The following is a 21,593-nucleotide window of genomic DNA, read 5'->3' on the forward strand; positions in this document are numbered from 1 at the left end:
GGGCGTCCGGTGCGGCGGTGGGTCAGCTCTCCACCGTCCGCACCGGCAGCTCGCGCAGCGCCTCACGCAGCGCCGCCGCCAGTTGCTCGTACTCCCCCGCCCTCGCCGCGCCGGTGCGCATGGCGAGGGCGATGCGGCGGCTGGGGGCCGGGTCGGTGAAGCAGCCGGTGCGCAGCCGGCCGGAGCGAGTGGTCTCGACCTCGACGGCGGTGCGCGGGAGCAGTGTCACCCCGAGACCGCCGGCCACCAGCTGCACCAGGGTGGACAGTCCGGCCGCCGTGGTGGTGGCCGCGACCCCCGCCCGGCCGGCCTCACGGCAGATCTCCAGGGCCTGGTCGCGCAGGCAGTGCCCCTCGTCCAGCAGGAGCAGGTTCAGCTCGCGCAGCACACCGCGGGGTATGCCCCGGCGGCCGCCGAGCCAGTGGTCCAGCGGCGTCACCAGCACGAAGTCCTCGTCGAACAGGGGAAGTTCACTCACCCCGGGGACGCCGAGCGGCACCGCGAGCAGCAGCAGGTCCAGCCGGCCGCGGGCCAGGCCGTCCAGCAGGTTGGCGGTCTGCTCCTCGTGCACCTGGAGGTCGAGCCGCGGATAGCGGTCGTGGACCAGCCGCAGCACGGTGGGCAGCAGATACGGCGCCACCGTGGGAATCACCCCGAGGCGCAGCACACCGGTGAACGGTGCCCGCAGCGCCTCCGCCTCCTCCATCAGCGCCCCGACCTCCGCGAGTACGGCCTTCGCGCGGGCGGCGAGCCGCTCACCCGCGGGGGAGAGCAGCACCTTGCGCGTCGTACGCTCCACGAGGGTGACACCGAGCGTCTCCTCCAGCGCGGACACCGCTCCCGACAGCGCCGGCTGACTGGTCCCCGTCGCCGCCGCGGCGTCCCGGAAGTGCAGATGCTCGGCCACCGCGGCGAACGCCCGCAGCTGGGCGAGGCTCGGCTGCCGACGCCTGTTACCCACAGTCACTGATAGCTTCCTCCGATCAACACGACCGAGTGTAGCTATTTCACGAATCAATCCTGCCTGTGCCAACATCAACAAGGTCCAACCCATGGGAAGCACCCGCGATCCGGGTGCTTCTGCGCTGCAAGGAGGGCCTGTGCTCACTGTCGGTGACAAGTTCCCCGAGTTCGAACTGACCGCCTGTGTCTCGCTGGAGAAGGGCAAGGAGTTCGAGACGATCAACCACAAGACCTACGAGGGCAAGTGGAAGATCGTGTTCGCGTGGCCCAAGGACTTCACCTTCGTGTGCCCGACCGAGATCGCCGCTTTCGGCAAGCTGAACGACGAGTTCGCCGACCGTGACGCCCAGGTCCTCGGCTTCTCCGGCGACTCGGAGTTCGTCCACCACGCCTGGCGCAAGGACCACGACGACCTGCGCGACCTGCCGTTCCCCATGATGGCGGACTCCCGGCACGAGCTGATGCGCGACCTCGGCATCGAGGGCGAGGACGGCTTCGCCAAGCGCGCGGTCTTCATCGTGGACCAGAACAACGAGATCCAGTTCACCATGGTGACCGCCGGCTCCGTCGGCCGTAACCCCAAGGAGGTCCTGCGGGTGCTGGACGCCCTGCAGACCGACGAACTCTGCCCGTGCAACTGGAGCAAGGGCGACGAGACCCTCGACCCGGTCGCGCTGCTGTCGGGGGAGTGAGCTGAGATGTCCCTCGACTCCCTGAAGTCCCGCATACCGGACTACGCCAAGGACCTGAAGCTCAACCTGGGCTCGGTCATCGGCAACTCGGACCTGCCGGCCCAGCAGCTGTGGGGCACGGTGCTGTCGACGGCGATCGCCTCGCGCTCGGCCATCGTGCTGCGCGAGCTGGAGCCGGAGGCGAAGGCGAACCTGTCGCCGGAGGCGTACACGGCCGCGAAGGCCGCTGCCGCGGTGATGGCGATGAACAACGTCTTCTACCGCACCCGTCATCTGCTGTCGGACCACGAGTACGGCAACCTGCGCGCCGGCCTGCGGATGAACGTCATCGGCAACCCGGGTGTCGACAAGGTCGACTTCGAGTTCTGGTCCTTCGCGGTGTCCGCGATCAACGGCTGCGGCATGTGCCTCGACTCCCACGAGCAGGTGCTGCGCAAGGCCGGCGTGGAGCGGGACGCCGTGCAGGAGGCGTTCAAGATCGCCGCAGTGGTCCAGGCGGTCGCCGCCACCCTCGACGCGGAAGCCGTCCTCGCGGAGTAACTCCGCCGACCGCTCCCCGTGTGGGCCCGTCCGCCTTCCCGGTGGACGGGCCCACACCCGTGACCGGACTCCCGTGACCGGACCCCCGGGGCGCACCCCGCCTTCCGCCCTCCACCCTGCGCGGGCAGTGGGCGCGACAGCACCCCGCGCCACCCTCCGCTCCCGCGGGCCGTCGTGCCGCAGGGCGCGGGCCGGTGCCCTACTGGTCGTCGGGGTCGGTGGACTGCCGCTTGTGGAAGTCCGGTGCCGCCTGCTGCGGAGTGGGCGGCGCCGGGACCGGAGCGTCCGGGGCGGACATGGCCGTCGCCCCCCGTGGCCGCGGCGTCTGACGTACGGCCGTCTCGTGCGCGAACGCCCGCAGATAGCCGACGACCGTGTTGGTCACCGCGACCAGCGGCACGGCGACCACCGCGCCGCCGATCCCGGCCACCATTCCGCCGGTGGCGACCGCCAGCACCACCGCGAGCGGATGGACCCGCACCGCCCGCCCCAGGATGAACGGCTGGAGGATGTGCCCCTCGATCTGCTGCACCGCCAGCACCACCACCAGCGTCATGACACCGGTGAACACCCCCTGGGTGACCAGCGCGACGACCACCGCCAGCGCTCCCGACACGACCGCACCGACGAGCGGGATGAAGGAGAACAGGAAGATGAAGACGGCGAGCGGCACCGCCATCGGCACGTCGAGGAAGTAGATGCCGAGACCGATGAAGATCGCGTCGATCAGAGCCACTATCACCGTGCCGCGCACATACGCCGTCAGCGTCCGCCATGCGACCGGCCCGGCGCCGGCGACACCCGGGCGGGCGGCGGCCGGGACCAGCTTGAGGGACCATTCCCAGATCCGCTTGCCGTCGTAGAGCAGGAACAGGGTCGAGAAGACCGCCAGCAGTATGCCGGTGAGCGCCTCGACGACGACCGTCACGCCCTCCAGACCGGCCGAGGTGATCTGCTCGGTGTTGGCGCCGACCGCCTCCCGCAGGTTCTTGGCGATCTCGTTGATCTGTTTGTCGGTGACGTGGAAGGGACTGTTGAGCAGCCAGTTGCGCAGCTCGTCGATGCCGTCCTGGATCTGGTCGGACAGGTGGTCGATGTTCTCCATGACCTGCCAGGTCACGAACCACCCGATGAGACCGATCACCACGAACCCGAACAGCGCCGTGAGCGCGGTGGCCGGCCCGCGCGGCACGCCGAGACGCCGCATCCGGGCCACCGTCGGCTGGAGCAGCGCGGTGATCAGCAGCGAGGCCACGAACGCCAGCACCACCAGCTGGACGGCGCTGATGACCCGCATGAGCACCCAGACGGTGCCGGCCAGTACCAGCAGCCGCCAGCCGGCCTCGGCGGCGACCCGTACTCCCCAGGGCACGGCCTGCGCGGGGTCCGGCCGGACCGGGACGATGGCCGCGGCGGCGTACTCGGGCGACGAGGACGACGAACTCGACGAGGGCGACGAACTCGACGACGACACCTGGTCGGGGCTCGAAGCGCTCCGCGCCGAGCCGTCCTCGTCGTCGTCGGCCCGGCGGTGCCGCGCCACCTCGGCCCGGCGTTCCTCCAACCGCTTGCTGACCTCGGTCAGCCCGGCTCCGACCCGGCCGAGCCATCCTGGCACTCGCGACATGATCCGTCCTCTTCCCCCGTTTCCCTCCACCACTCCCCCTGGAGTCGTCGGTCAGACCGTACATGGCGAAAGCCCCGCACCGTAGGACGGTGCGGGGCTGTGCCAGGGTTGAGCGAAGCCGGGGGAAAAGCGGGCTCCCGGTCGTTCTAGTAGTAGTGGTTGGCCTGCCAGAACGTCCACGCGTCGCAGGGGCTGCCGTAGCGGTCGTTCATGTAGCCGAGGCCCCACTTGATCTGGGTGGCCGGGTTCGTCGCCCAGTCGGCTCCGGCGGAGGACATCTTGGAGCCCGGGAGCGCCTGCACGAGGCCGTAGGCGTCGGAGGTCGGGTTGTCGGCCGTGTAGTTCCAGCTCGACTCCCGCTGCACGATGTCGCTGAAGCACTGGAACTGGTCCGCCGGAACCATCTGCCGGGCCATCGCCTGCACTTCGGCGATCGTGTAGGACGCCTGCGTCGCGAAGCTGGAGGCGTCGCGGGTCGCGGCGCGGCTGGCGGCGGCCTTGGCCTCCGCGCGCTCCTTGGCTTCCTGCTCCGCCTTCTCGGCCGCTTCCTTCTTCTTCGCGACCGCGGTCTCGGCGGCGGCCTTGCGGGCGGCCTCCTCGGCATCCTTCTTGGCACCGGCGTCCGCGGCGATGGCCATCGTCTCGGCCTGCTGCGTCAGCGACGCGGTCTGCACCTGGGCCTGCTGGCCCGCGGGGATGTCCGCGAGCAGCGTGGGGCCGCTTGCCGTCGCTTCGGCGTCGTTGTTCTGCGCGACGCTGCCCGAGGCAACACCGACGACGCTTCCGACAGCGGTGACCGCCGTGGCCGAGGCCACTGCGAATCCCCGGACCGACATCCGGCTCACACGGTTTCCTTCCAGCATCGCCCGCTTCGGTGACCCTCGCGGACGCAATCGTGCCCCTTGGCACTGGCCTCCCCAACTTCGGGTCACGGGAGGCACGGGCCCGGTGGGCAACTCCCGCGAAGGGAGCGCCGTGTGGTGCTCGGGCGGCATACGACGACGCTATGGAGTTGAGACTGTGGTTCTGCACCGCTGGGGGTACAGCTGTGTCGTATGCGGGGCCTGACAGGAGTGAGACTCTGCCGTAACCGAACAGCGCAAGGCAATTCTCTGTTGCGTGTGAAAGCTCACATCCCGTTTGCCCCTGGGGATTCCCGGAAATCCCCACACGCGCCGACGCCGCCCGGCTAGGCTCTTCACCTTTCCGGACGGCGTCAACTACCGAGTAACCGACCCTTGTTGGAACGTACCGGTCAGATCTGCCCGTCTTCGAGCATTTCGGTCACAAGAGCGGCGATCTGGGACCTCTCGGACCGGTTCAGGGTGACGTGCGCGAAGAGCGGATGCCCCTTCAGTTTCTCGACCACGGCGACCACGCCGTCGTACCGCCCGACCCGCAGGTTGTCCCGCTGGGCGACATCATGGGTCAGGACGACCCGCGAATTGGCCCCGATCCGGGACAGAACGGTCAGCAGGACGTTCCGCTCCAGCGACTGTGCCTCGTCCACGATCACGAACGCGTCGTGCAGCGAGCGCCCCCGGATGTGGGTGAGCGGCAGAACCTCGAGCATGCCGCGCGCGGTGACCTCCTCGATGACCTCCCTGCTGGTGACCGAGGACAGCGTGTCGAAGACCGCCTGCGCCCAGGGGCTCATCTTCTCCGCCTCGGAACCGGGCAAGTAGCCGAGTTCCTGCCCGCCCACCGCGTACAGCGGCCGGAAGACCATCACCTTCTGGTGCTGCCGGCGCTCCAGGACCGCCTCGAGGCCCGCGCACAGCGCCAGCGCCGACTTGCCGGTGCCGGCCCGGCCGCCCATGGACACGATCCCGACGTCCGGATCGAGCAGCAGGTCGAGCGCGATGCGCTGCTCGGCACTGCGGCCCTTGATGCCGAACACCTCCCGGTCGCCGCGCACCAGCCGGACGCCGCCGTCCGGAGTGACCCGGCCCAGCGCCTTGCCGCGCTCGGACTGGATGGTCAGACCGGTGTGCACGGGGAGGCCGGACGCCTCGGGCACATACACCCGCCCTTCCTCGAAGAGGATGTCCACCTGCTCGCCGGGCAGGGTCAGTTCGGACATTCCGGTCCAGCCGGAGGAATCCGTGATGGCGAGCTCCGCACGGTACTCCTCGGCGAGGAGACCGACGGAGGACGCCTTGATCCTGAGCGGGAGGTCCTTCGACACCACGGTGACGTCGAACCCCTCGGCCTGCAGGTTGCGGGCGACCGCGAGGATGCGGGAATCGTTGTCCCCCAGGCGGTAGCCGCTGGGCAGCACACCGGGATCCGAGTGGTTCAGCTCGACACGCACGGTGCCGCCGAGGTCCCCGGTCGGAAGAGGGGCGTCGAGGCGGCCGTACCGCACCCGGTAGTCGTCCAGCAGACGGAGTGCCTGCCGGGCGAAATAACCGAGTTCGGGATGGTTCCGCTTGGCCTCCAGTTCCGTCACCACGACGACGGGGAGCACGACCTCGTGCTCGTCGAAGCGGGTCAGGGCGCCTGGATCGGCCAGCAGGACGCTGGTGTCGAGTACATAAGTGCGCCGGTCGGGCTTGTGACGCTTTGCGCTGGTCACCACGGAAGGACGTACCCCCTCGGATGAGGTCGGGGAGCGACGGAGCGGAGCTGGACCGGTCGACGGCCGCCATGCACAGCGGGCCGAGAACCGGCCCCCCGCTGCTTCTTCCGTGCCGTGACCGCACGGTCGGGCTGGTGCAAAGGGCCTCCCGGGCGGACGACTCCCGCGTCGTCCGCTGAGATCCGACACCCGTGATTCGGGTGTCGGCCTGCCTGGCTTATTCCCTCATACGAGCGCAGCCATGCCACGGCATATGACGGCGTACCGGTGAACAGTGCGTGACCAGCGGTGCGGGAAAGGGAAGGAGAAGGCCGTACGGGCTCCGCCGGGCCCGCTCGCTCAGCCGCCGTAGCGCCGGCCGCGGGCGGCGTAGTCGCGCAGCGCCCGCAGGAAGTCGACCTTGCGGAAGGCCGGCCAGAACACGTCGCAGAAGTAGTACTCGGAGTGCGCGGTCTGCCAGAGCATGAAGCCGGAGAGCCGCTGCTCACCACTGGTACGGATCACCAGGTCCGGGTCCGGCTGCTCGCGGGTGTAGAGGTGACGTCCGATCATGTCGACGTCGACCGCCTCGGCGAGCTCCTCCATCGGGGTGCCCTTCTCGTGGGCGTCGAGCAGCATGGAGCGCACGGCGTCGGCGATCTCCTGGCGCCCGCCGTACCCGATGGCGACGTTGACCACTATCCCGCTGACGTGCGCGGTGGCCGCCTCGGCCTCCTTGAGGGTGGTCTGCATCCCGGCGGGCAGCAGATCGGGCGTGCCGACGTGATGGACCCGCCAGCGTCCGTCGGCGGCGAGGCTGCGCACCACGTCCTCGATGATGCCGAGCAGCGGGACGAGCTCGTCCGCGGGCCGGTCGAAGTTGTCGGTCGACAGCAGCCAGAGGGTGACGACCTCGACCTCCGTCTCGCTGCACCAGCCGAGGAACTCTCCGATGTTGTCGGCGCCGGCCCGGTGGCCGTGGACGGTGCTGGAACCCGCGGCCTTCGCCCACCGGCGGTTGCCATCCATGATGACGCCGATGTGCTTGGGCACCTGAGCGGTGTCCAGGTGACCTTCCACCCGGCGTGCGTACAGCCTGACCAGCAGGCCGCGCAGCTTGTCGCGCAGGTTCACGTGATTGTCAGCCCCTCCGTACGGATCGGACAGGCGCGGCGCCCCGCCGCGTCGCGCGGCAAGCGGCCCGGTCTCGGCCGCGGGCGGCCCTGTCCGTATGGCGGTCCCCGAAGGCGAAGACTACTACCGCCGGGCCAGGGGCCCCCAAAGCCCGGTGGGCACGCCTGTCAGCCGTACGGCGCGTACTGCGGCGGCACGCCGTCCGCCCGGTGCCGCCGGAACCACCGCCCGGCCGAGCCCTGGCTGAGCAGAACGACGACCGCGATGGCGGTACCGAGCGGCAGGATCCCCAGCGGAACACCCTGGGCCGTCGCGCTGAGCGCGAACAGGATCTGCACGGAGGCCAGCACGATCGAGGCGACGCGTACGCCGTTGCCCGCCTTCGGATACCGGAACGCCAGGACGAACAGCGCGACGCTCATCAGATACGTGCTGAAGAACCGCCCCGCCTCCTCCGCTCCGACGACGGCACCGACCAGGACGGTGATCAGCACGCCGAGCCCGAACGTCACGAAGATCACGATCTGGGCGGCACGCACGGAGCCGGGCATGGCCAGGGGCTGCTGCTGGGACGGGTCGTAGTACGGAGGGACACCGGGGTGGGGGTAGCCGGGTGCCGGGGCGCCGTAGGGGTGTGGCGGCCGGCCGTACCGGCCGCTCTGGTCGTACTGGCCGTACGCGGCCGGGGGCCCGTACTGACCGGGCTGACCGTACGGGCCCGGCCGGCCGGAGGGCTGATGAGGTGGTGTCGGGTGCTCGTTCGACATGCCTGGACTCTAGCCAGCAGGTGTCCCGGGAGGCACCGCGCGGGACGGCAAGAAAAAACGGGCCGGTCCGTGGGGGGGATACGGACCGGCCCGAGGGGGGGTTTCCACCATAACCCTTCGTAAGTGATGCTGCGCGCATTGGCGGGCCACAATCACTCTCCGGAGTCGCCCGGCGACGCCTCGGCGGCCCGGAATGGGGCCGTACAGGGCCTTCACATGGCCGAAACACCACGGGATCCTGCGGAAAACCGGAGGTTGAGGGGGCTGTGTGCAGATTGGGGCGCCGACACGCCCCCTGCTTGAGCCACTCTTCCGGCCGTCCCCCCGACGGGTGACACGGCGGCAACGCCCGCTTGACCGGCGACATGATCCACGGGTGCGGGCGGCGGCCTTCCGGGACCTCAGGGAGCCGGGTACCGCGCAGCCCCCTCCGCTGCGCGGTACCACCCCGCGCAGCTTTGCGTACGCGAATTACCTTGGTGTGAACCTACGTGAGACCACGGCCGCAGGACCAGCCGCAGACGATAACGATGCGGAAACCGGCGTCGCCCCCGAAGACGCCGTTCCCCACGAGCGCGGACGGGATCGGGTCACCGGGCCGGCAGGACCGCGGCGAGCGCCAGTGCTCCGGGCAGTGCCTGTGCGGTCAGGACGCGCCGGTGCGCGGTGAGACCGCCGTACGCATGGCGGCGATGGTCACCGGGGCTTGCGCAGTTCGAAGAGGTGGCGGGTGCTGTGGGCCACGAAGGCACCGTCCGCCTCGAGGCGTTCGTGCAGGGCACGCAGGCGCGGCCCGTACTCCTCGACGGTGAAGCCGGGCACCATCCAGATCACCTTGCGCAGGAAGTGCACGACGGCGGCGATGTCGTGGAACTCCATCCGCAACCGTTCGGCACGTACGCCGACCGTCTCGAGGCCGGCGGCCTCGGCCGCGCGGCGTTCGCGGTCCGGGTGTCGCGCCTCCCGCTGTTCTCCGGGCTGCGTGCCGAGGAAGAACTCGACGACCTCGTAGGCGCTGTGGGGGCCGACGTGCTGGGCGAAGTAGGTCCCGCCGGGGCGGAGTACGCGCGCGATCTCGTGCCAGGGGGCCTGGACCGGATGACGGGCGGTGACCAGGTCGAAGGTTGCGTCGGTGAAGGGCAGCGGCGCGTCCTCGGGGGAGTCGACGACGGTGACGCCGTGGGGCCGGAGCCGCGCCGTGGCCTGGGCGACGTTGGGCGGCCAGCCCTCGGTGGCGGCGGTGAGGGCGGGTCTCCGGGCGGCGTGCGCGAGGGCGAAGTGCAGGACCTCCCCGCCTCCGGTCTGGATGTCGAGCGCGGCGCCGGCCTCGCCGAGCCGTCCGGCCAGGGCGGTGGCGTACCCCCAGGAGGGCCGTTCCTCGGTGGCCCGGCCCTCGAACCAGGAGAAGTCCCACCCCCCGGTGGGGACGGTGGCGCCTTCGGCGAGGAGCTCTTCGTAGGTGCGCGTCTGCTTGTCGGACATGAGGCGACCCTGCACGAACGTCGCCCCGTCTGTCGCTCGCTTATCCGGGTCCCTGTCCGTGCCTCACGGCACCAGCGGCCGTACCGCCTCGGCCACGAACCGTACAAAGCCCTCGGGGTCCGGCTCGTCGGCGGTCGGCTGGAGGATGACCGAGCCGGCTCCGGCGTCGGCGAGCCGCTGGACCGCCTCGGCGACGGCGCCCGCGTCCCCGGCCACACCGGCGTCCGCTTCCCCGGCGACCCCTTCGGCGGCCAGCTCGGCCCGCAGCCGTTCGCGGGCGCCGCTTCCGGTGGCGGCGAGCAGGTAGACGACCACCTGGTGGTCGTCGGCGCTCCGGCCCGCCGCCTCGCGTCCCTCGGCGATGAGCGCGCACGCACGCCGGACGCCCTCGGGAGAGGTGCCGGCGGTGAGCACCGTCCCGTCGGCGGCCTCTCCGGTGAGGCGCACCGTACGGGGCCCCATGGCGCCGGCGAGCACGTCGACCGGGCCGTCCGGCGGCCAGTCGAGGGCGACGCCGTCCAGCCGGACGTACCGGCCCTCGGAGGTCACCCGCTGCCCGTCCAGCAGGGCGCGCAGCGCGGCCAGGTACTCCCGCAGCAGCGTCACCGGCGACTCGGCGCGCGCCCCGACCTGGCCCATCCAGTCCTGCACCCCGTGTCCCACCCCGAGGATCGCCCTCCCGGGGAACATCCGGTGCAGGCTCGCGGCCTCCATCGCGGTGACGGCCACGTTCCGCAACGGCACCGGGAGGAGTCCGATCCCGACCCGCACCCGCTCGGTCCAGGCGAGCACGGCGGCGCCGGTCGAGATGCCGCCTTCCAGGAAGCAGTCCTCCCACAGCCAGAGTTCCTCCAGGCCCGCCTCGTCCGCGGTCCGCGCGACGGAACGGAACCGCTCGGGGGCGAGTTGGGGGCGAAGTACCGCGCCGAGTGTCGTCATGGGAATCCTCCTACCCGAGCTCAGCGGTTGATGACCTGGATTTCCTGTGCGACGGCGTCCCGGGTCGTGCCTGACTCGCGTCGACTCCTGCTACGGCGGGCAGGCTCACATCGGCGGGACCGGACGGTCGCTGATCAGCGCGATGAGGATCATCGGCGCGTCGCCGTCGGACTGGTTGAGGGAGACGGCGACCCAGCGGCGTACCGGCTCGGACGCCGCCTCCCAGACGGCCAGATCCCCGTTGCAGTCCCTGGCGAGAAGGGTGCGGAAGGGCTCCGCGTCCGGGCGCCGGAACGTCGGTCCGCCCAGGGGCACTCTCCGGTGCGGCCCCCAGCGGGCATCCAGTTCGGCGGTCAGCGCGGCCAGATTCGCCTCCGCCCGCTCCTCCGCGTCGGTCCACTCACGGCCGTACACCCCCGTGAGGGCCTCGCTCTCCCAGAGGGGGAAGAGGAGGAGGCCCTTGCCCCGGGTCGAGGTCCATTCGCCGGTGACCGGCTCGCCCTCGTCGGTCGTGGGGCCGGAGTCCGGGAGCGGGGCGGACAGGGCGGACGCGATGTCGGACACCGCCCGGCCCGTGTCGAAGGGCTCGCCCGCGCGGGCTGTCACAGCGCCGGCCGGCTCATCGGGCGGGGCAGCGGCTCCAGCGCGCCGGACTTCCCGAGGGTCTGGTACGCCTCGACGACGGTGGAGGTGTCGCCGGGGGCGGCGAGGACGAGAAGCAGTCCTCCGGTGGAGAGTTCGACGCGGTCCGCCGTCAGGTCGGCGGGGACCCGGGCGGCGCGGCCCGCCGACAGGTAGCCGGCCCAGCCGACCGACGGCGTGCCGATCCTGAAGCCGGCTTCCCTCTTCAGGGCGGCGGTCACGGCCCGGTCGCCGACATCGCCGTAGTCCGGGTGCCAGACCTCCGCGACGACGGTGAGGAGGGCGGCGTCGGGGAGGGACGCCTCGTCGGGTGCGGTGATCGTGGCGACCAGGGACTGGAGCAGGGAGTCCGGGGTGCCGCCGGCGAGCGCGGCGATCTCCACCTTCCAGCCGGGGGCCGGGCCGGCGGCGAGCAGCCGCAGTGAGGTGCCGTTCGCGGCCGCCCAGGGGTCCGCGTCCCGTGCCGTACGCAACGCGCCGAGCAACGACGCCTCGTCGGGCGTGACCGTCTCGGCGGGACCGGAGGCGGGAGCGGTGCGCCATTCCCACCCCGTACGGCCGTCCGCCGCCGCTTCCGGCAGCAACAGGGCGAACCGCTCCAGCGTCGAGTTCCACCGTGCGGCGAGTTCCCCCGCCGACTCCTGCCGGGGGCCCCAGAAGCCCCGCACCACGCGTCGCATGTCCCGTCCCTCTTCTCTCGCCTCTCGCCCACGCCCGCTGCCGCTGCCGCTGCCGCTGCCGCGACCACCATAGGACGCGATCGGCCTGCCGCCCCGTCAGTCGAACGCCCCGGGACGCCTGTCGCCGGCGATCCGGTCGGGCCGGGTGTGGACGACCTCGATGTCCAGGCCCGCGTCCTCGAAGGCGTCCCGGGCCGCGTCGGCGACCTCCTCGTTGGAGAAGTGCCACTCGATGTCCTTGCCGTTCGCCGCGCTCACCTGCCGGCGTGCCTCGGTGAGCAGCCGTTCCCTGCCGGACGGGGTGAGTTCCGTACGGCCCGAGGCGAGGAGGCTGTCGTAGCCGTTCTTGGCCTCCACGAAGGTGCCGCGGGAGGAGTCCCAGCCGTCGAACTCGACGTCCGGCACGTCCGGGTCGGGGTGCGGGACGACGTACTCGTGTCCGCGCTGGGTGCCGGTGACCTGTTCCTGGTAGCGCAGCCAGGACTCGTTGCGCCAGTTGGGGGCCGGATTGCGGTCGCGGCTCGCCCAGAAGCCGTCGCCGCCGTCCGGGTCGCCGTAGGTGCGGCTGTTCAGGTCGTCGGCCCAGTCGGGCGGGTTGTAGTTGCGCGGGTCGCCGGTGTCGCCGTGCTCGGGGTCGGGGTACTGCTTCCTGTTCGCCAGCGCTTCCAGGGCGCGGTCCGGTTCCTCGGCGCGCTTGCGTTCCAGGTAGGCCTGACGCTCGGCGGCGCGGGCCTGCTCGGCCTGTGCCCTGGCTTCCTCGTCGCAGGTGGCTTCGGCCGGCAGGGCGTACGGGCGGTTCACGGCGGGCCCTGCGGCGAGCACGGTGGTGCCGGTGCCTGGGCCGCCGTCGAGGCCGGGGCGCGGGCCGCTGTCGCCGTACGGGGTCCGGCGGGCGGGCGCGGCGATGGCGCAGCCGGTGCGGCGGGCCGCGTCCTCCGCCTCGTCCGCCGCTTCGTCGGCGCGGCGGACGGCGTCGTCCAGCGCGTCGAGGTCGCCCTTCTCGGCCGCACGCCGGGCATCCTCGGCGGCCTCGGTGGCGTCGTCGACGACGCGGCTCAGCCGGCCGAGCGAGCCGACCTTCTCGGCGATCTTCGCCTGGCCGTAGCCGGGGATGAACAGGGAGCCGACGTTCCAGATGACGGTGGTGACGGCCCGGGTCTCGTTGCCGTCGTTCCACTGGTCCTCGACGTCGTCGCCGACGAAGGAGTCCCACAGGACGGTTCCGCCGGTGCCGAGGGAGGCGCCGCCCCAGTCCCAGATCGCGCCGAGGTAGTCGCCGTCGTCCCACATCTCGCGGGCGTCGGCGGTGTTGTCCACCCAGGCGTCGCCCAGGGAACTGCCGTAGTCCATCAGGCCGTTCCAGGTGTCGACCGGGCTGGTCACCACATCCCATATGCCGGTGAGGTCGCCCCAGATGCCGTCGACGAAGAGGCCTCCGCCCACCTGCCCCAGCTGGTCGCCGGCGCAGCCGAAGAAGGCGCCGAAGCCGGAGAAGCAGCCTTCGCCGTCTCCTTCTCCCTCCGCACCGTCGTCGGTGGCTGCGGTCGGGTCCTCGTACGGCGGCTCGTCGATCTCGTCCTCGGCGGCCACCGGGTCGACGACGGAGGGATCGTCCGCGGTCCCGGCGGGCAGGCCGGAGCCACCGGGGTCCGTGGTGCCCGGGTCACGGGGGTCGGACTGGCCCGGGTCACGGGGGTCCGTGGTGCCCGGGTCGCGGGGGTCCGTGGTGCCCGGGTCACGGGGGTCCGTGGTGCCCGGGTCACGGGGGTCGGCCTCACCCGGGTCACCGCCGGGGTTGCCTCCCGGGTCACCGCCGGGGTTGCCGTTGCCGTTTCCGTCGCCGTTTCCACCGTCGTCGCCGTCGCCGTCGCCGTTTCCACCGCCGTTTCCGTCGCCGGTGTCACGTCCCTCGCCACCGTCCTCCGCCGTGACCCGGCCGCCGTCGTCGCCGCCGGTTCCGGGCGCGGGGCAGGCCGCCCCGGTGACGCGGCACACCTGTGCCTGGACCTCGGTGAGGATCTGTCCGCCCAGACCGGTGAGGACGAGCGCGCCGATGATCGCCGCGACGACCGCGACCAGACCGGCGTACTCCACCGTCGTCTGGCCGTCGTCCCGGCGCCAGCGGATCATGCGGGGCAGGGAGAAGGGGCGGTGCTCGCGCCGGTCAGTCCCGGCGAGACGGAACCAGTCGCGGCTCTGCGGACGGGTGAGGAGGAACAGGACGAGGAGTGGAAGAAGCAGTTGGGTGAGGCCGCGGGCCGATCCGTCGGCGACGTTGGACAGCGAGCCGAGGACCAGCCACGCCTGTACGACGATCAGCCCGAGCCAGACGGGCGCTCCGCCCTGCCAGGTACGGCGGGCCAGCCACCAGCCGAGCACACCGGGGGCGGCGGCGTAGGCCACCTGGGCGAGCAGGGCACCGTCCACCGCGTCGAGCGACGCGGCGGTGAGGAGCAGCCCCGCGCCACCGAGCACGGTGAACGCGAACAGCGTGTGCACGAGCAGCAGCGCGCGGGACAGCGGCCGCGGCATCTCCCGCCGCCCGCCCGCGCCGTCCGGTATCCGAGCTGCCCCGGACTCCGCTCCTCCCCCGGTCCAGGCCATGCCCGCTCCCTCCGCAACTCCCCCGAAACGCACCGCGTTTGACGCACGGCACGGGCCCGAGGGTAGGGAGGGACGGGCGTCGGGGCATGGGCCCGTGGGCCCAATGCGGCACCCAAGCGCGCCCCGGGCCCGCACGGCCCCCAGGGCCAACGGCGTTGTCAGTCGGGCGCACTAGGGTCCGTGATCACGGTCGACGCGCACGGTGAGGCGCGGGCTGTCCCCGACGATCACGAAGGACGTGGAGCGAGCTCATGGGTTTTGACGTCACCTACGCGGATTTCTCGGCCGGCCAGGCCCGGTTGGCCAACGCGAAGGTCGAGCGGCGGCGGACCCAGACCGCCGGGTCACATCTGGCGCTGAACGCGGGCGGAAGCGTCACGCTGCGCTTCGAGGTGGCGGACCCGGAGGACGTCGAGCAGGCCACGCTCACCGTCACGGCCCTCGTCTCCAAGCTCGGCCCGTCCCTCGGATTCGCCCCGATGGACGTACTGCTGCAGGGCGAGCCGCTGGTCACGGATCTCACCGTGCCCGGGGGCGGGGACCTTCCGCAGGACAACGTCTTCGCCGTACCCGGTCATCTGCTGAAACCGGGCACAAACACCCTGGAGATACGCTCCTCGGGCAAGGCCCGCAGCATGCTCTGGCTCTACCGGATCACCCTGGACCCCGTCCGGGAGCGTGGCCGCTCGGAGCGGGCACGGACGGCGGAGGCGGCCCGCGACGCGGTGTTCTCCTACCGTACGGAGCGCCGCCTCGCCCACTCCCCCTCCGCCTCCTGGCAGTCGGCACCGAGGCTGCTCTTCCACCTCGACCGGGACGAGCACTCCCTGCCCGCGCAGCTCGGCTGGCGGACGGCGGACGGCGCCGAGTCCGCCGTCAGTTTCCAGTCCAACATGTCCGACTTCCACGGCTTTTACCGCGCGCCGGACGGTACGGCCTACGAGTACCGGGGGCGTCTCGGCGACCGCCGGCCCTTCTCGGAGGAGACCGAGAACCTCTCCGCGTCCACGCTGCACCGCTTCCGCACGGAGGAGGAGTGGGGCGGTGCCTGGCACACCTCCCACGAGCTGCGGCTGCTGGTCGACGACGGTGCGACGACCGCCGTCGAGCGGGTGACCTGGCGTGATCAGCGCGGCAACTCCGGCGTGGCCGTGCTGCACGCCGCCGCCACCGATGTCGCGGTGACCAGGGCCAGGGCGAGCGCCGAGTACCGTGCGAACGGCGAGGTGGCCGGCAATCTCCTCAACGACCGCCGCACCAAGTGGCTGGCCGGCGACGCCACCGCCCGGCTCGACTTCACCCTCGCCGGCCCCGCCGCCGTGGCCTCCTACTCCCTGGCGTCGGCGAACGACTTCCCCGACCGCGACCCCCGCGACTGGACGCTGTACGGCTCCGCCGACGGCAAGGCCTGGACACCGCTGGACTCGCGCGCCGGTGAGACCTTCACCGGGCGCTACGAGACGCGGGAGTTCTTCCTCCGCGCCGCCGCCCCCACCGCCCCCACCGCCTACCGTCACTTCCGTCTGGACATCACCCGCAACTCCGGCGCGAACGAGACCCAGCTGTCCCAAGTCTGTTTCGCCGGGCCGCCCGCCGGACAGGCGTTCACCGGCTACTACCAGCGCCACAACGAAGGCCCCATCGGCTATCGCGGCACCCCTGTCGCCGCCCCCTCCTCGTCCACCGGTCCTTCCGCGTCACCCCGCGTCGCCGCCGAGCTGGAGACCGCCGTGGCGAGCCTGGCCGAAACGGCGCGGACCCTCGCCGCCCTGGCGACGCAGCTCCGCAAGCACTGACGCCGGGGGCTCGCCGGGGATACGTTCGGTGGGTTCGGTTCACCGAGGTGCGGTGTGAGGTGGAGGGGCGGTCGGTGATGGGGCGCTGGCGTGACGGGCGCGGGGAGTTGACCGTGCGGGCGGAGGATGCGGATGGGTCCGCCGTGCGCGTCCCTCTGGAGATCGCCGCCTCCTACCGGGCCCGCACCAAGGGACTGCTGGGTCGGGACTCCCTCGACGGGGCGCTGCTCCTCTCCCCCGCCAACAGCGTGCACACCTTCCGCATGCGGATACCCATCGACGTCGCCTATCTCGACCGGCGGCTCCGTGTCATCGCCGTACGCACCATGCCGCCGGGACGGCTCGGGCTGCCCCGGCTCCGGGCACGGCACGTGCTCGAGGCGGAGGCGGGGGCGATGGAGGCGTGGGGGTTGCGGGTGGGGGCGCGGGTGGAGGTGGAGGAAGAGACTCCGAGCGGCCCGGGACTCAAGGGGACGTAGAGGCGAGTGCGCGGTCACCAGGGTTGCCGAGGAGATTGCTCAGCGATCCCCGACCGGCGCCGTACAGCTTCGCCCTCCTTCCCTCGGCAGGACGGCCCACATCCGCGTTCCGCCGCCCGGCTCCCGCGCGTCACCGAAGCCCCAGTCGCCCGCCCAGGCCTTCACCACACAGGCCGGCACGCGGAGCGCGGCTCGGCGGCGACCGTCGCAGGCCGTGGCCAGTCGGGGGTGGGCGTCGTAGAGGCACCGCGCTGATCATGCACGTACCCGGACTGCTCCTGAGCGAGGATTACGCACGAGCGGTGTTCGCTGCGGTGCTCCCGCGCTGAGCCGACTGGAGGTCGAGCTTCGAGTGGCCCACCGCATGGAGCGCCAGCAGGTGCTCCGGCGAGCCGAGGCACTTCCCTATGTGGCCTACGTCCATGAAGCCGCGCTCCGCATGCCCTATGGCGGAGCCAAGGTGACCCGACTGCAACTGAACAGCCTGACGGCCCAGTCCGAATGTGACGCCATCCAAGTACGCGTCATTCCGAACGGCGCGGGTGACTTCCCCGGTGCCGGACACGCCTTGCTGTACGCCGAAGGAGCTGTGCCCCAACTCGACACCGTGCAGTTGGACTCCGCACATGGGCCGGAATTCACCGGCGCCGAGGCACAACTCACCAAGTACCGTCCCCATCTGGACTGGATGGACAACGCGGCGCTGCCTGCGGCGGCCTCGCGGGATCTCATCCACACCGTTGCGCGTGGCATCTGAGGAGTACACGATCATGAGCGGCATCGACTGGGAAGAGCCCTTCTGCGGCGAGGGCAACAACTGCTTCCGCATAGGCACCGACGCCGACGGCAACGCCTACATCGCCGTCGCCAGCCAGGAAGACACCCCGCTCACCGACAGCAGAGAAGCACTGCGCTCCCTGACCTCGAGATCAAGGGAGGCAAGGCCGATCACCTGCTCTGAGAGAAGAGATGACCGAGCAGAGGCAAACCGTCGACAACGAACTCGCCCAAGCCGCAGCCAACTTCACCCAAAAGCGCTGCAGGGGTGACAACCACACCGTGGTGGCCGCTGTCCCGCCCCGACGACCGACACGGAGGAGACCCGCACCACCGCCGGGAGCTGTGGAACCCCGGTACATCCGCAGCGCCGCGCGACGACCCACTCATCCGGGTTCCTTCTCCGCGACCGGCCACAAGACGTCTGCGCTCAGGTCGAAAGCCGCTTGACACATGTCGAAGTACTTGGAGAAGAGCCCAGGGTTCTCCGCCTGATTGACATAGAAAACTGGACGCTCCCGCCCTGTGACGGCTGTCATGAGTGCGAACAGGAGGTCACCGGAAAGCTGGGTGTTGTCTGGATCGACAAACCAGAACGTGTCGACCAGCAGGCCGATCTTTTTGATCCTGAGCTGCTTCCGCAGGCGGCGATGAATATCACTCCCGGCGCGGCGCGCAATGAACTTGTCCAGATAAAGGCGTGATCCGTCACGGGTGAGAACGTCGTCCAGTCCTGAGAACTCTGACAGCGCACTCCCGAAGATCACCTTGTTGTAGGTGTAGAGGATCTTCTCGTCCCACAGGTCTGCTATGAGGATGCGAACCCGCTTTGAAGGGTCGGCGATGAGCGAGTCGAGTAACGCGGAAAAGGTTTCCTCGTTATTGTGTAGATTGAGAAGGAAATTCAGATTGTTGCCGACGAGGAACAGATCGCGCCGGTACTGTTCGAAGATCCCCGGCATCTGAAAATTTCGTGAGCCGGCGATGTTGTCGTTGTAGGTGAGTACACCAGTGAAGTGGTCGGGCAGGAGTCTCTTGCTGTCCACCGTGTCAGCGATGGCTCGCTCCAGTTGCGGGAAGGTCCGGTGGAACTTCTCTCGCAGTTCGATAACCTCCGTATCATCGAGCCCGAGGAGTTGGCTGAGCTTCTCGGTCAACCGTCGTACGTCCTGGACGTTACGCAGTGACACGGCCTGGAAGTCCGCCAGAGGAGGGCACAGTTGCCGCAGTTCGCCCGGAGACAGGTCGAACAGTAGTGGAAATACCCTTCCTGCTCGGAGGGACGGATTCAAGCATCCGCTCTCGTATATGACCCATGGACTGCGAGCAGTCCGCTGCGACAGGAAAATGAATCCGAAGTCCGCCTCGTTCAACGCCCGGTAGATGCTTGGGATTGTGTGCTCACCCGGTGCGATCTCGCGAGAGAAGAAGTAGTTCACCCGCCCCTCGAAGAGAGAGCTCATCCACTGGCGGAACAGTTGCGCCAGAGGTTCGATTCGCGGGTCTCGGGTGGACCAGCTCAAAAAAGCCTTGGCTTGCGTCATGGCAGCTTCCCCTCCGTCACACCGGAAGACTACAGAGCCATCAAGAAGTGCCTGATCTCCAGCATGCTGATGTCACGCAAGGCAGGAGGATGTACAACTACAGTGAGTTCACGCGTGACCACCCGCCCCCGAGACGCTGCAGCGAACGAAAGCAGGATCATTTTCAACAAGTTTTCATGACTCAGTGTGTCGATCCGTCCCAGCGCACCACCTATGACTGGGATGGCGAGCGGTTCCCGGTGCCCGTGTTCGTACACTGTCTCCCAGAGGCGGCAGAGGCTCACCCAGATCATTTCAGGGTTGGACTCGGCAACCAGATTATTTCCCATTCTGCTGTACGCTGGGCCGAAAATCTTGCGTCCATTACGGGTAAGGACAATCGTCGTTCCCGTGGAGTAACGAGCCAGCTTTCCCTGTGGTTTGTCTGCTCGAGACTCGACCGATGAGGCGGAGTGTGACGCGAGAGCCTCCGAGATTTCCCGGTCCAGTTCATCCTGTGCTCCTGCGTACCAGCGCTCCAATAGTTGACCTTGCACGCTGGAGCGACTAATCACCAAATCATCGGTGACACAGGTGTCGAACGTGTCGGTGAAGCCGACAACGACGTGGCCACTCTGTTCGAATATATCTCCGGCGATGACGCGGACCCGCATATTCGGATGACTGAACGATCGTTCCGAAGTCCTCTGAGGGAGAATCTGAGCCAGGCCCCACGCGACGCTCATCCCGACGGTGGCCGTGATCACCAGTAACGGTGCCGAAAATTTCAGGGAGAACACCTGGGCTGTCAGTTGCACTACGCCTGACAGGAGCCCGAAGGCGGCCATCGCGTGTGTCAAGAATACGCGGAGACTACGGCGTCCCCACTGAAGTCGTAGGGCAACACCGGACCCGCTCGTCATCGGGCGTCCTTGCAGGGGTAACGGAAGCGTCCAAGTTGCATGATCCCCCTTTCCCCGCAGACGAATTACCCATGCATCAGGCCTTCGAATCTTCCCGCCGGGCGTTTCGGATCGTTTCCCCTTCCCGGCCCCCTTGAGGCCATCGTCGACGACGGCGATGACCTCCGGACCGTCCTCATCACCGACCTGCTGCCCGAAAGCTACGTCTGGGCCGAACACCAGCTCGACGCCGAGTAATCAGCTCTCCGTGCGCGGGAAGGAGATCTCCACCCTCCGGTTCTTCTTGCGGCCGGCTTCCGTGGAGTTGTCGGCGATCGGGTACTGCTCGCCGTAGCCACGGACCTCGTACGTGACGTCCGAGTCGCTCAGTTCCTGGGCGAGGATGCCGTGTACGGCGTTGGCGCGCTTGCGGGACAGGACGTCGCCGTGGGCGGACGAGCCCAGGTTGTCGGTGAAGCCGAAGACGCGGATCCTCGCCGCGTTCTGCTTCTCGATCTCGTCCGCGATGGCGGCGATACGGGACTTCGCCTCGCCGCCGAGCTTGGCGCTGTCCTTGCCGAACAGCACCTCGGCCTGGAGTGCGAACGTGACGCTGGAGTTGGTGTCCTCACGGCGTTCGTCACCGCTTTGGTCCTCGACGACCTGCTTGATGTCCAGGACCTTGGGCTCAGCGAGGGTGGCGCCCTCCGGAAGCTTGAGGTCCGGGTCGTTGGGGTCGAGTTCGACGGGGGCGGAGGCGGTGGCTTCGGTGCCTGGGGGGACGCTGGGGCCGTCGTCGGCGTGGGCCACTCCGGGGCTGACGGCCAGGAGGGTAGCAACGGTTCCGATGAGGAACAGGCGGTTGTGAGTCATCCTCTGCCTCACCCAGAAATCTGGATGGTGCCGCTGGCGAACATGGGCAACTGGACGGACACTTCCGTTGTCGCACTTGGCGGCGCAGGGAACTGCATGAAGACCGGCAATGATTCGCCAGACTTCAGGTTCGGGAAATTGGTCGTCGTCAGCGGCCGACCGTCGGTGTCACGCAACACGTAGTAGCGCTTCTTACCCTTCGAGTCGACCAATGTGGCTCCGCCAAGAGACCTACCGTTCCGAATGATCTCGGATTCGTTTCCGCTCAGCTGAGCAGGCACGATGGCCACTTCACTCCCGTCATTCTTCATTTCACCACCTACGGTCAGAAAACCCCCGGAATCCCTCACCGCAGAGGTGATCGTGAGGAGAAGGCCGCCAGGTCCCTTCAACTCCGTCAAGGGTTCTTCTGCCTGATTCTCCTGCGCGCTCGGGTCGGATCCCTTCTCCTTGGAAGCGGAAGTCGATGCCTTCGGCTGCTTGTCGTCGTCGCCGCCCCCGCCGCACCCGGCCACACCGACGGCCAGCACGGCCGCAGTGGTCAGCACGACCATCCCCCTGCGGGCCTTCGTAGTGAACCGCATGCTCATGCCTTTGCTTCCTTCATCACTCG

The 21,593-nt window shown here is 69.6% G+C and carries 20 protein-coding genes and 4 pseudogenes; 7 read left to right on the plus strand and 17 right to left on the minus strand.

Annotation, left to right across the window (positions count from 1 at the left end; translation table 11 throughout):
- Nucleotides 1–22 precede the first annotated feature (22 nt).
- Entirely contained in the window at nucleotides 23–961 is a 939-nt protein-coding gene (locus HTV45_RS11700; protein WP_215205847.1) for a LysR substrate-binding domain-containing protein, read from the minus strand.
- Between the two features lie 139 nt (nucleotides 962–1,100).
- On the opposite strand from HTV45_RS11700, the gene HTV45_RS11705 reads away from it, so the two are divergent.
- Nucleotides 1,101–1,655: a peroxiredoxin gene (locus tag HTV45_RS11705; protein ID WP_215205633.1), complete on the plus strand. Its 555-nt coding sequence runs from the start codon at nucleotides 1,101–1,103 to the stop codon at nucleotides 1,653–1,655.
- A 6-nt stretch (nucleotides 1,656–1,661) separates the two neighbouring features.
- Nucleotides 1,662–2,195, plus strand: coding sequence for an alkyl hydroperoxide reductase (locus tag HTV45_RS11710; protein WP_215205634.1), 534 nt, complete (start codon nucleotides 1,662–1,664; stop codon nucleotides 2,193–2,195).
- Nucleotides 2,196–2,394: 199 nt separating this feature from the next.
- Here HTV45_RS11710 and HTV45_RS11715 read toward each other — a convergent pair whose 3' ends face one another.
- From HTV45_RS11715 to HTV45_RS11760, 11 genes and pseudogenes are all read right to left on the minus strand, one after another.
- Nucleotides 2,395–3,822: an AI-2E family transporter gene (locus tag HTV45_RS11715; RefSeq protein ID WP_215205635.1), complete on the minus strand. Its 1,428-nt coding sequence runs from the start codon at nucleotides 3,820–3,822 to the stop codon at nucleotides 2,395–2,397.
- Nucleotides 3,823–3,968: 146 nt separating this feature from the next.
- Nucleotides 3,969–4,667, minus strand: a complete 699-nt coding sequence (locus HTV45_RS11720; protein ID WP_308309460.1) for a transglycosylase SLT domain-containing protein — start codon at nucleotides 4,665–4,667, stop codon at nucleotides 3,969–3,971.
- A gap of 410 nt (nucleotides 4,668–5,077) precedes the next feature.
- Nucleotides 5,078–6,403, minus strand: a complete 1,326-nt coding sequence (locus HTV45_RS11725) for a PhoH family protein (RefSeq protein WP_215205637.1) — start codon at nucleotides 6,401–6,403, stop codon at nucleotides 5,078–5,080.
- A gap of 339 nt (nucleotides 6,404–6,742) precedes the next feature.
- Complete coding sequence (locus HTV45_RS11730) at nucleotides 6,743–7,516, minus strand: isoprenyl transferase (protein WP_215205638.1); 774 nt, start codon at nucleotides 7,514–7,516, stop codon at nucleotides 6,743–6,745.
- 167 nt (nucleotides 7,517–7,683) lie between these two features.
- Entirely contained in the window at nucleotides 7,684–8,283 is a 600-nt protein-coding gene (locus HTV45_RS11735) for a hypothetical protein (protein ID WP_215205639.1), read from the minus strand.
- 590 nt (nucleotides 8,284–8,873) lie between these two features.
- Nucleotides 8,874–8,963: pseudogene (locus tag HTV45_RS34225) on the minus strand (DUF1304 domain-containing protein); the annotation flags it as partial.
- A gap of 16 nt (nucleotides 8,964–8,979) precedes the next feature.
- Nucleotides 8,980–9,765, minus strand: coding sequence for a class I SAM-dependent methyltransferase (locus HTV45_RS11740; protein WP_215205640.1), 786 nt, complete (start codon nucleotides 9,763–9,765; stop codon nucleotides 8,980–8,982).
- A 63-nt stretch (nucleotides 9,766–9,828) separates the two neighbouring features.
- On the minus strand, nucleotides 9,829–10,704 hold the full coding sequence (locus HTV45_RS11745) for an LLM class flavin-dependent oxidoreductase (protein ID WP_215205641.1): 876 nt from the start codon (nucleotides 10,702–10,704) through the stop codon (nucleotides 9,829–9,831).
- A gap of 105 nt (nucleotides 10,705–10,809) precedes the next feature.
- Nucleotides 10,810–11,310: a hypothetical protein gene (locus HTV45_RS11750; RefSeq protein ID WP_215205642.1), complete on the minus strand. Its 501-nt coding sequence runs from the start codon at nucleotides 11,308–11,310 to the stop codon at nucleotides 10,810–10,812.
- A complete protein-coding gene (locus tag HTV45_RS11755; protein ID WP_215205643.1) occupies nucleotides 11,307–12,026 on the minus strand; it encodes a hypothetical protein in 720 nt (239 codons plus the stop codon). Before HTV45_RS11755 ends, HTV45_RS11750 begins: the two co-directional genes overlap by 4 nt.
- 96 nt (nucleotides 12,027–12,122) lie before the next feature.
- Complete coding sequence (locus HTV45_RS11760; RefSeq protein ID WP_215205644.1) at nucleotides 12,123–14,630, minus strand: Tox-REase-5 domain-containing protein; 2,508 nt, start codon at nucleotides 14,628–14,630, stop codon at nucleotides 12,123–12,125.
- Nucleotides 14,631–14,881: 251 nt separating this feature from the next.
- Between HTV45_RS11760 and HTV45_RS11765 the strand changes: the two genes are divergently transcribed.
- Complete coding sequence (locus tag HTV45_RS11765; protein WP_215205645.1) at nucleotides 14,882–16,426, plus strand: alpha-1,2-mannosidase; 1,545 nt, start codon at nucleotides 14,882–14,884, stop codon at nucleotides 16,424–16,426.
- Nucleotides 16,427–16,503: 77 nt separating this feature from the next.
- Complete coding sequence (locus tag HTV45_RS11770; RefSeq protein WP_215205646.1) at nucleotides 16,504–16,905, plus strand: DUF192 domain-containing protein; 402 nt, start codon at nucleotides 16,504–16,506, stop codon at nucleotides 16,903–16,905.
- A gap of 39 nt (nucleotides 16,906–16,944) precedes the next feature.
- Here the strand turns inward: HTV45_RS11770 and HTV45_RS34230 are convergent.
- Nucleotides 16,945–17,145 (minus strand): annotated as a pseudogene (locus HTV45_RS34230) (ATP-binding protein); the annotation flags it as partial.
- Nucleotides 17,146–17,269: 124 nt separating this feature from the next.
- On the opposite strand from HTV45_RS34230, the gene HTV45_RS11775 reads away from it, so the two are divergent.
- Together HTV45_RS11775 and HTV45_RS11780 are read left to right on the plus strand one after the other, a co-directional pair.
- Complete coding sequence (locus HTV45_RS11775) at nucleotides 17,270–17,662, plus strand: Scr1 family TA system antitoxin-like transcriptional regulator (RefSeq protein WP_215205647.1); 393 nt, start codon at nucleotides 17,270–17,272, stop codon at nucleotides 17,660–17,662.
- A gap of 13 nt (nucleotides 17,663–17,675) precedes the next feature.
- Nucleotides 17,676–17,866, plus strand: a pseudogene (locus HTV45_RS11780) (hypothetical protein).
- A gap of 202 nt (nucleotides 17,867–18,068) precedes the next feature.
- Here HTV45_RS11780 and HTV45_RS11785 read toward each other — a convergent pair.
- Both HTV45_RS11785 and HTV45_RS11790 read right to left on the minus strand, forming a co-directional pair.
- Nucleotides 18,069–19,226 carry a toll/interleukin-1 receptor domain-containing protein gene (locus tag HTV45_RS11785; RefSeq protein WP_215205648.1) on the minus strand — a complete coding sequence of 386 codons (1,158 nt, stop codon included), beginning with the start codon at nucleotides 19,224–19,226 and terminating at the stop codon, nucleotides 18,069–18,071.
- Nucleotides 19,227–19,255: 29 nt separating this feature from the next.
- Complete coding sequence (locus HTV45_RS11790) at nucleotides 19,256–20,065, minus strand: macro domain-containing protein (RefSeq protein WP_215205649.1); 810 nt, start codon at nucleotides 20,063–20,065, stop codon at nucleotides 19,256–19,258.
- Between the two features lie 195 nt (nucleotides 20,066–20,260).
- Between HTV45_RS11790 and HTV45_RS11795 the strand changes: the two are divergent.
- Nucleotides 20,261–20,365 (plus strand): annotated as a pseudogene (locus HTV45_RS11795) (cytidine deaminase); the annotation flags it as partial.
- On the opposite strand, the gene HTV45_RS11800 reads toward HTV45_RS11795, so the two are convergent.
- Complete coding sequence (locus HTV45_RS11800; RefSeq protein ID WP_215205650.1) at nucleotides 20,366–20,980, minus strand: OmpA family protein; 615 nt, start codon at nucleotides 20,978–20,980, stop codon at nucleotides 20,366–20,368.
- 8 nt (nucleotides 20,981–20,988) lie between these two features.
- Nucleotides 20,989–21,570: a hypothetical protein gene (locus tag HTV45_RS11805; protein ID WP_215205651.1), complete on the minus strand. Its 582-nt coding sequence runs from the start codon at nucleotides 21,568–21,570 to the stop codon at nucleotides 20,989–20,991.
- Nucleotides 21,571–21,593 lie beyond the last annotated feature (23 nt).

This window comes from Streptomyces sp. CHD11, assembly GCF_018638295.1.
Lineage (GTDB): Bacteria > Actinomycetota > Actinomycetes > Streptomycetales > Streptomycetaceae > Streptomyces.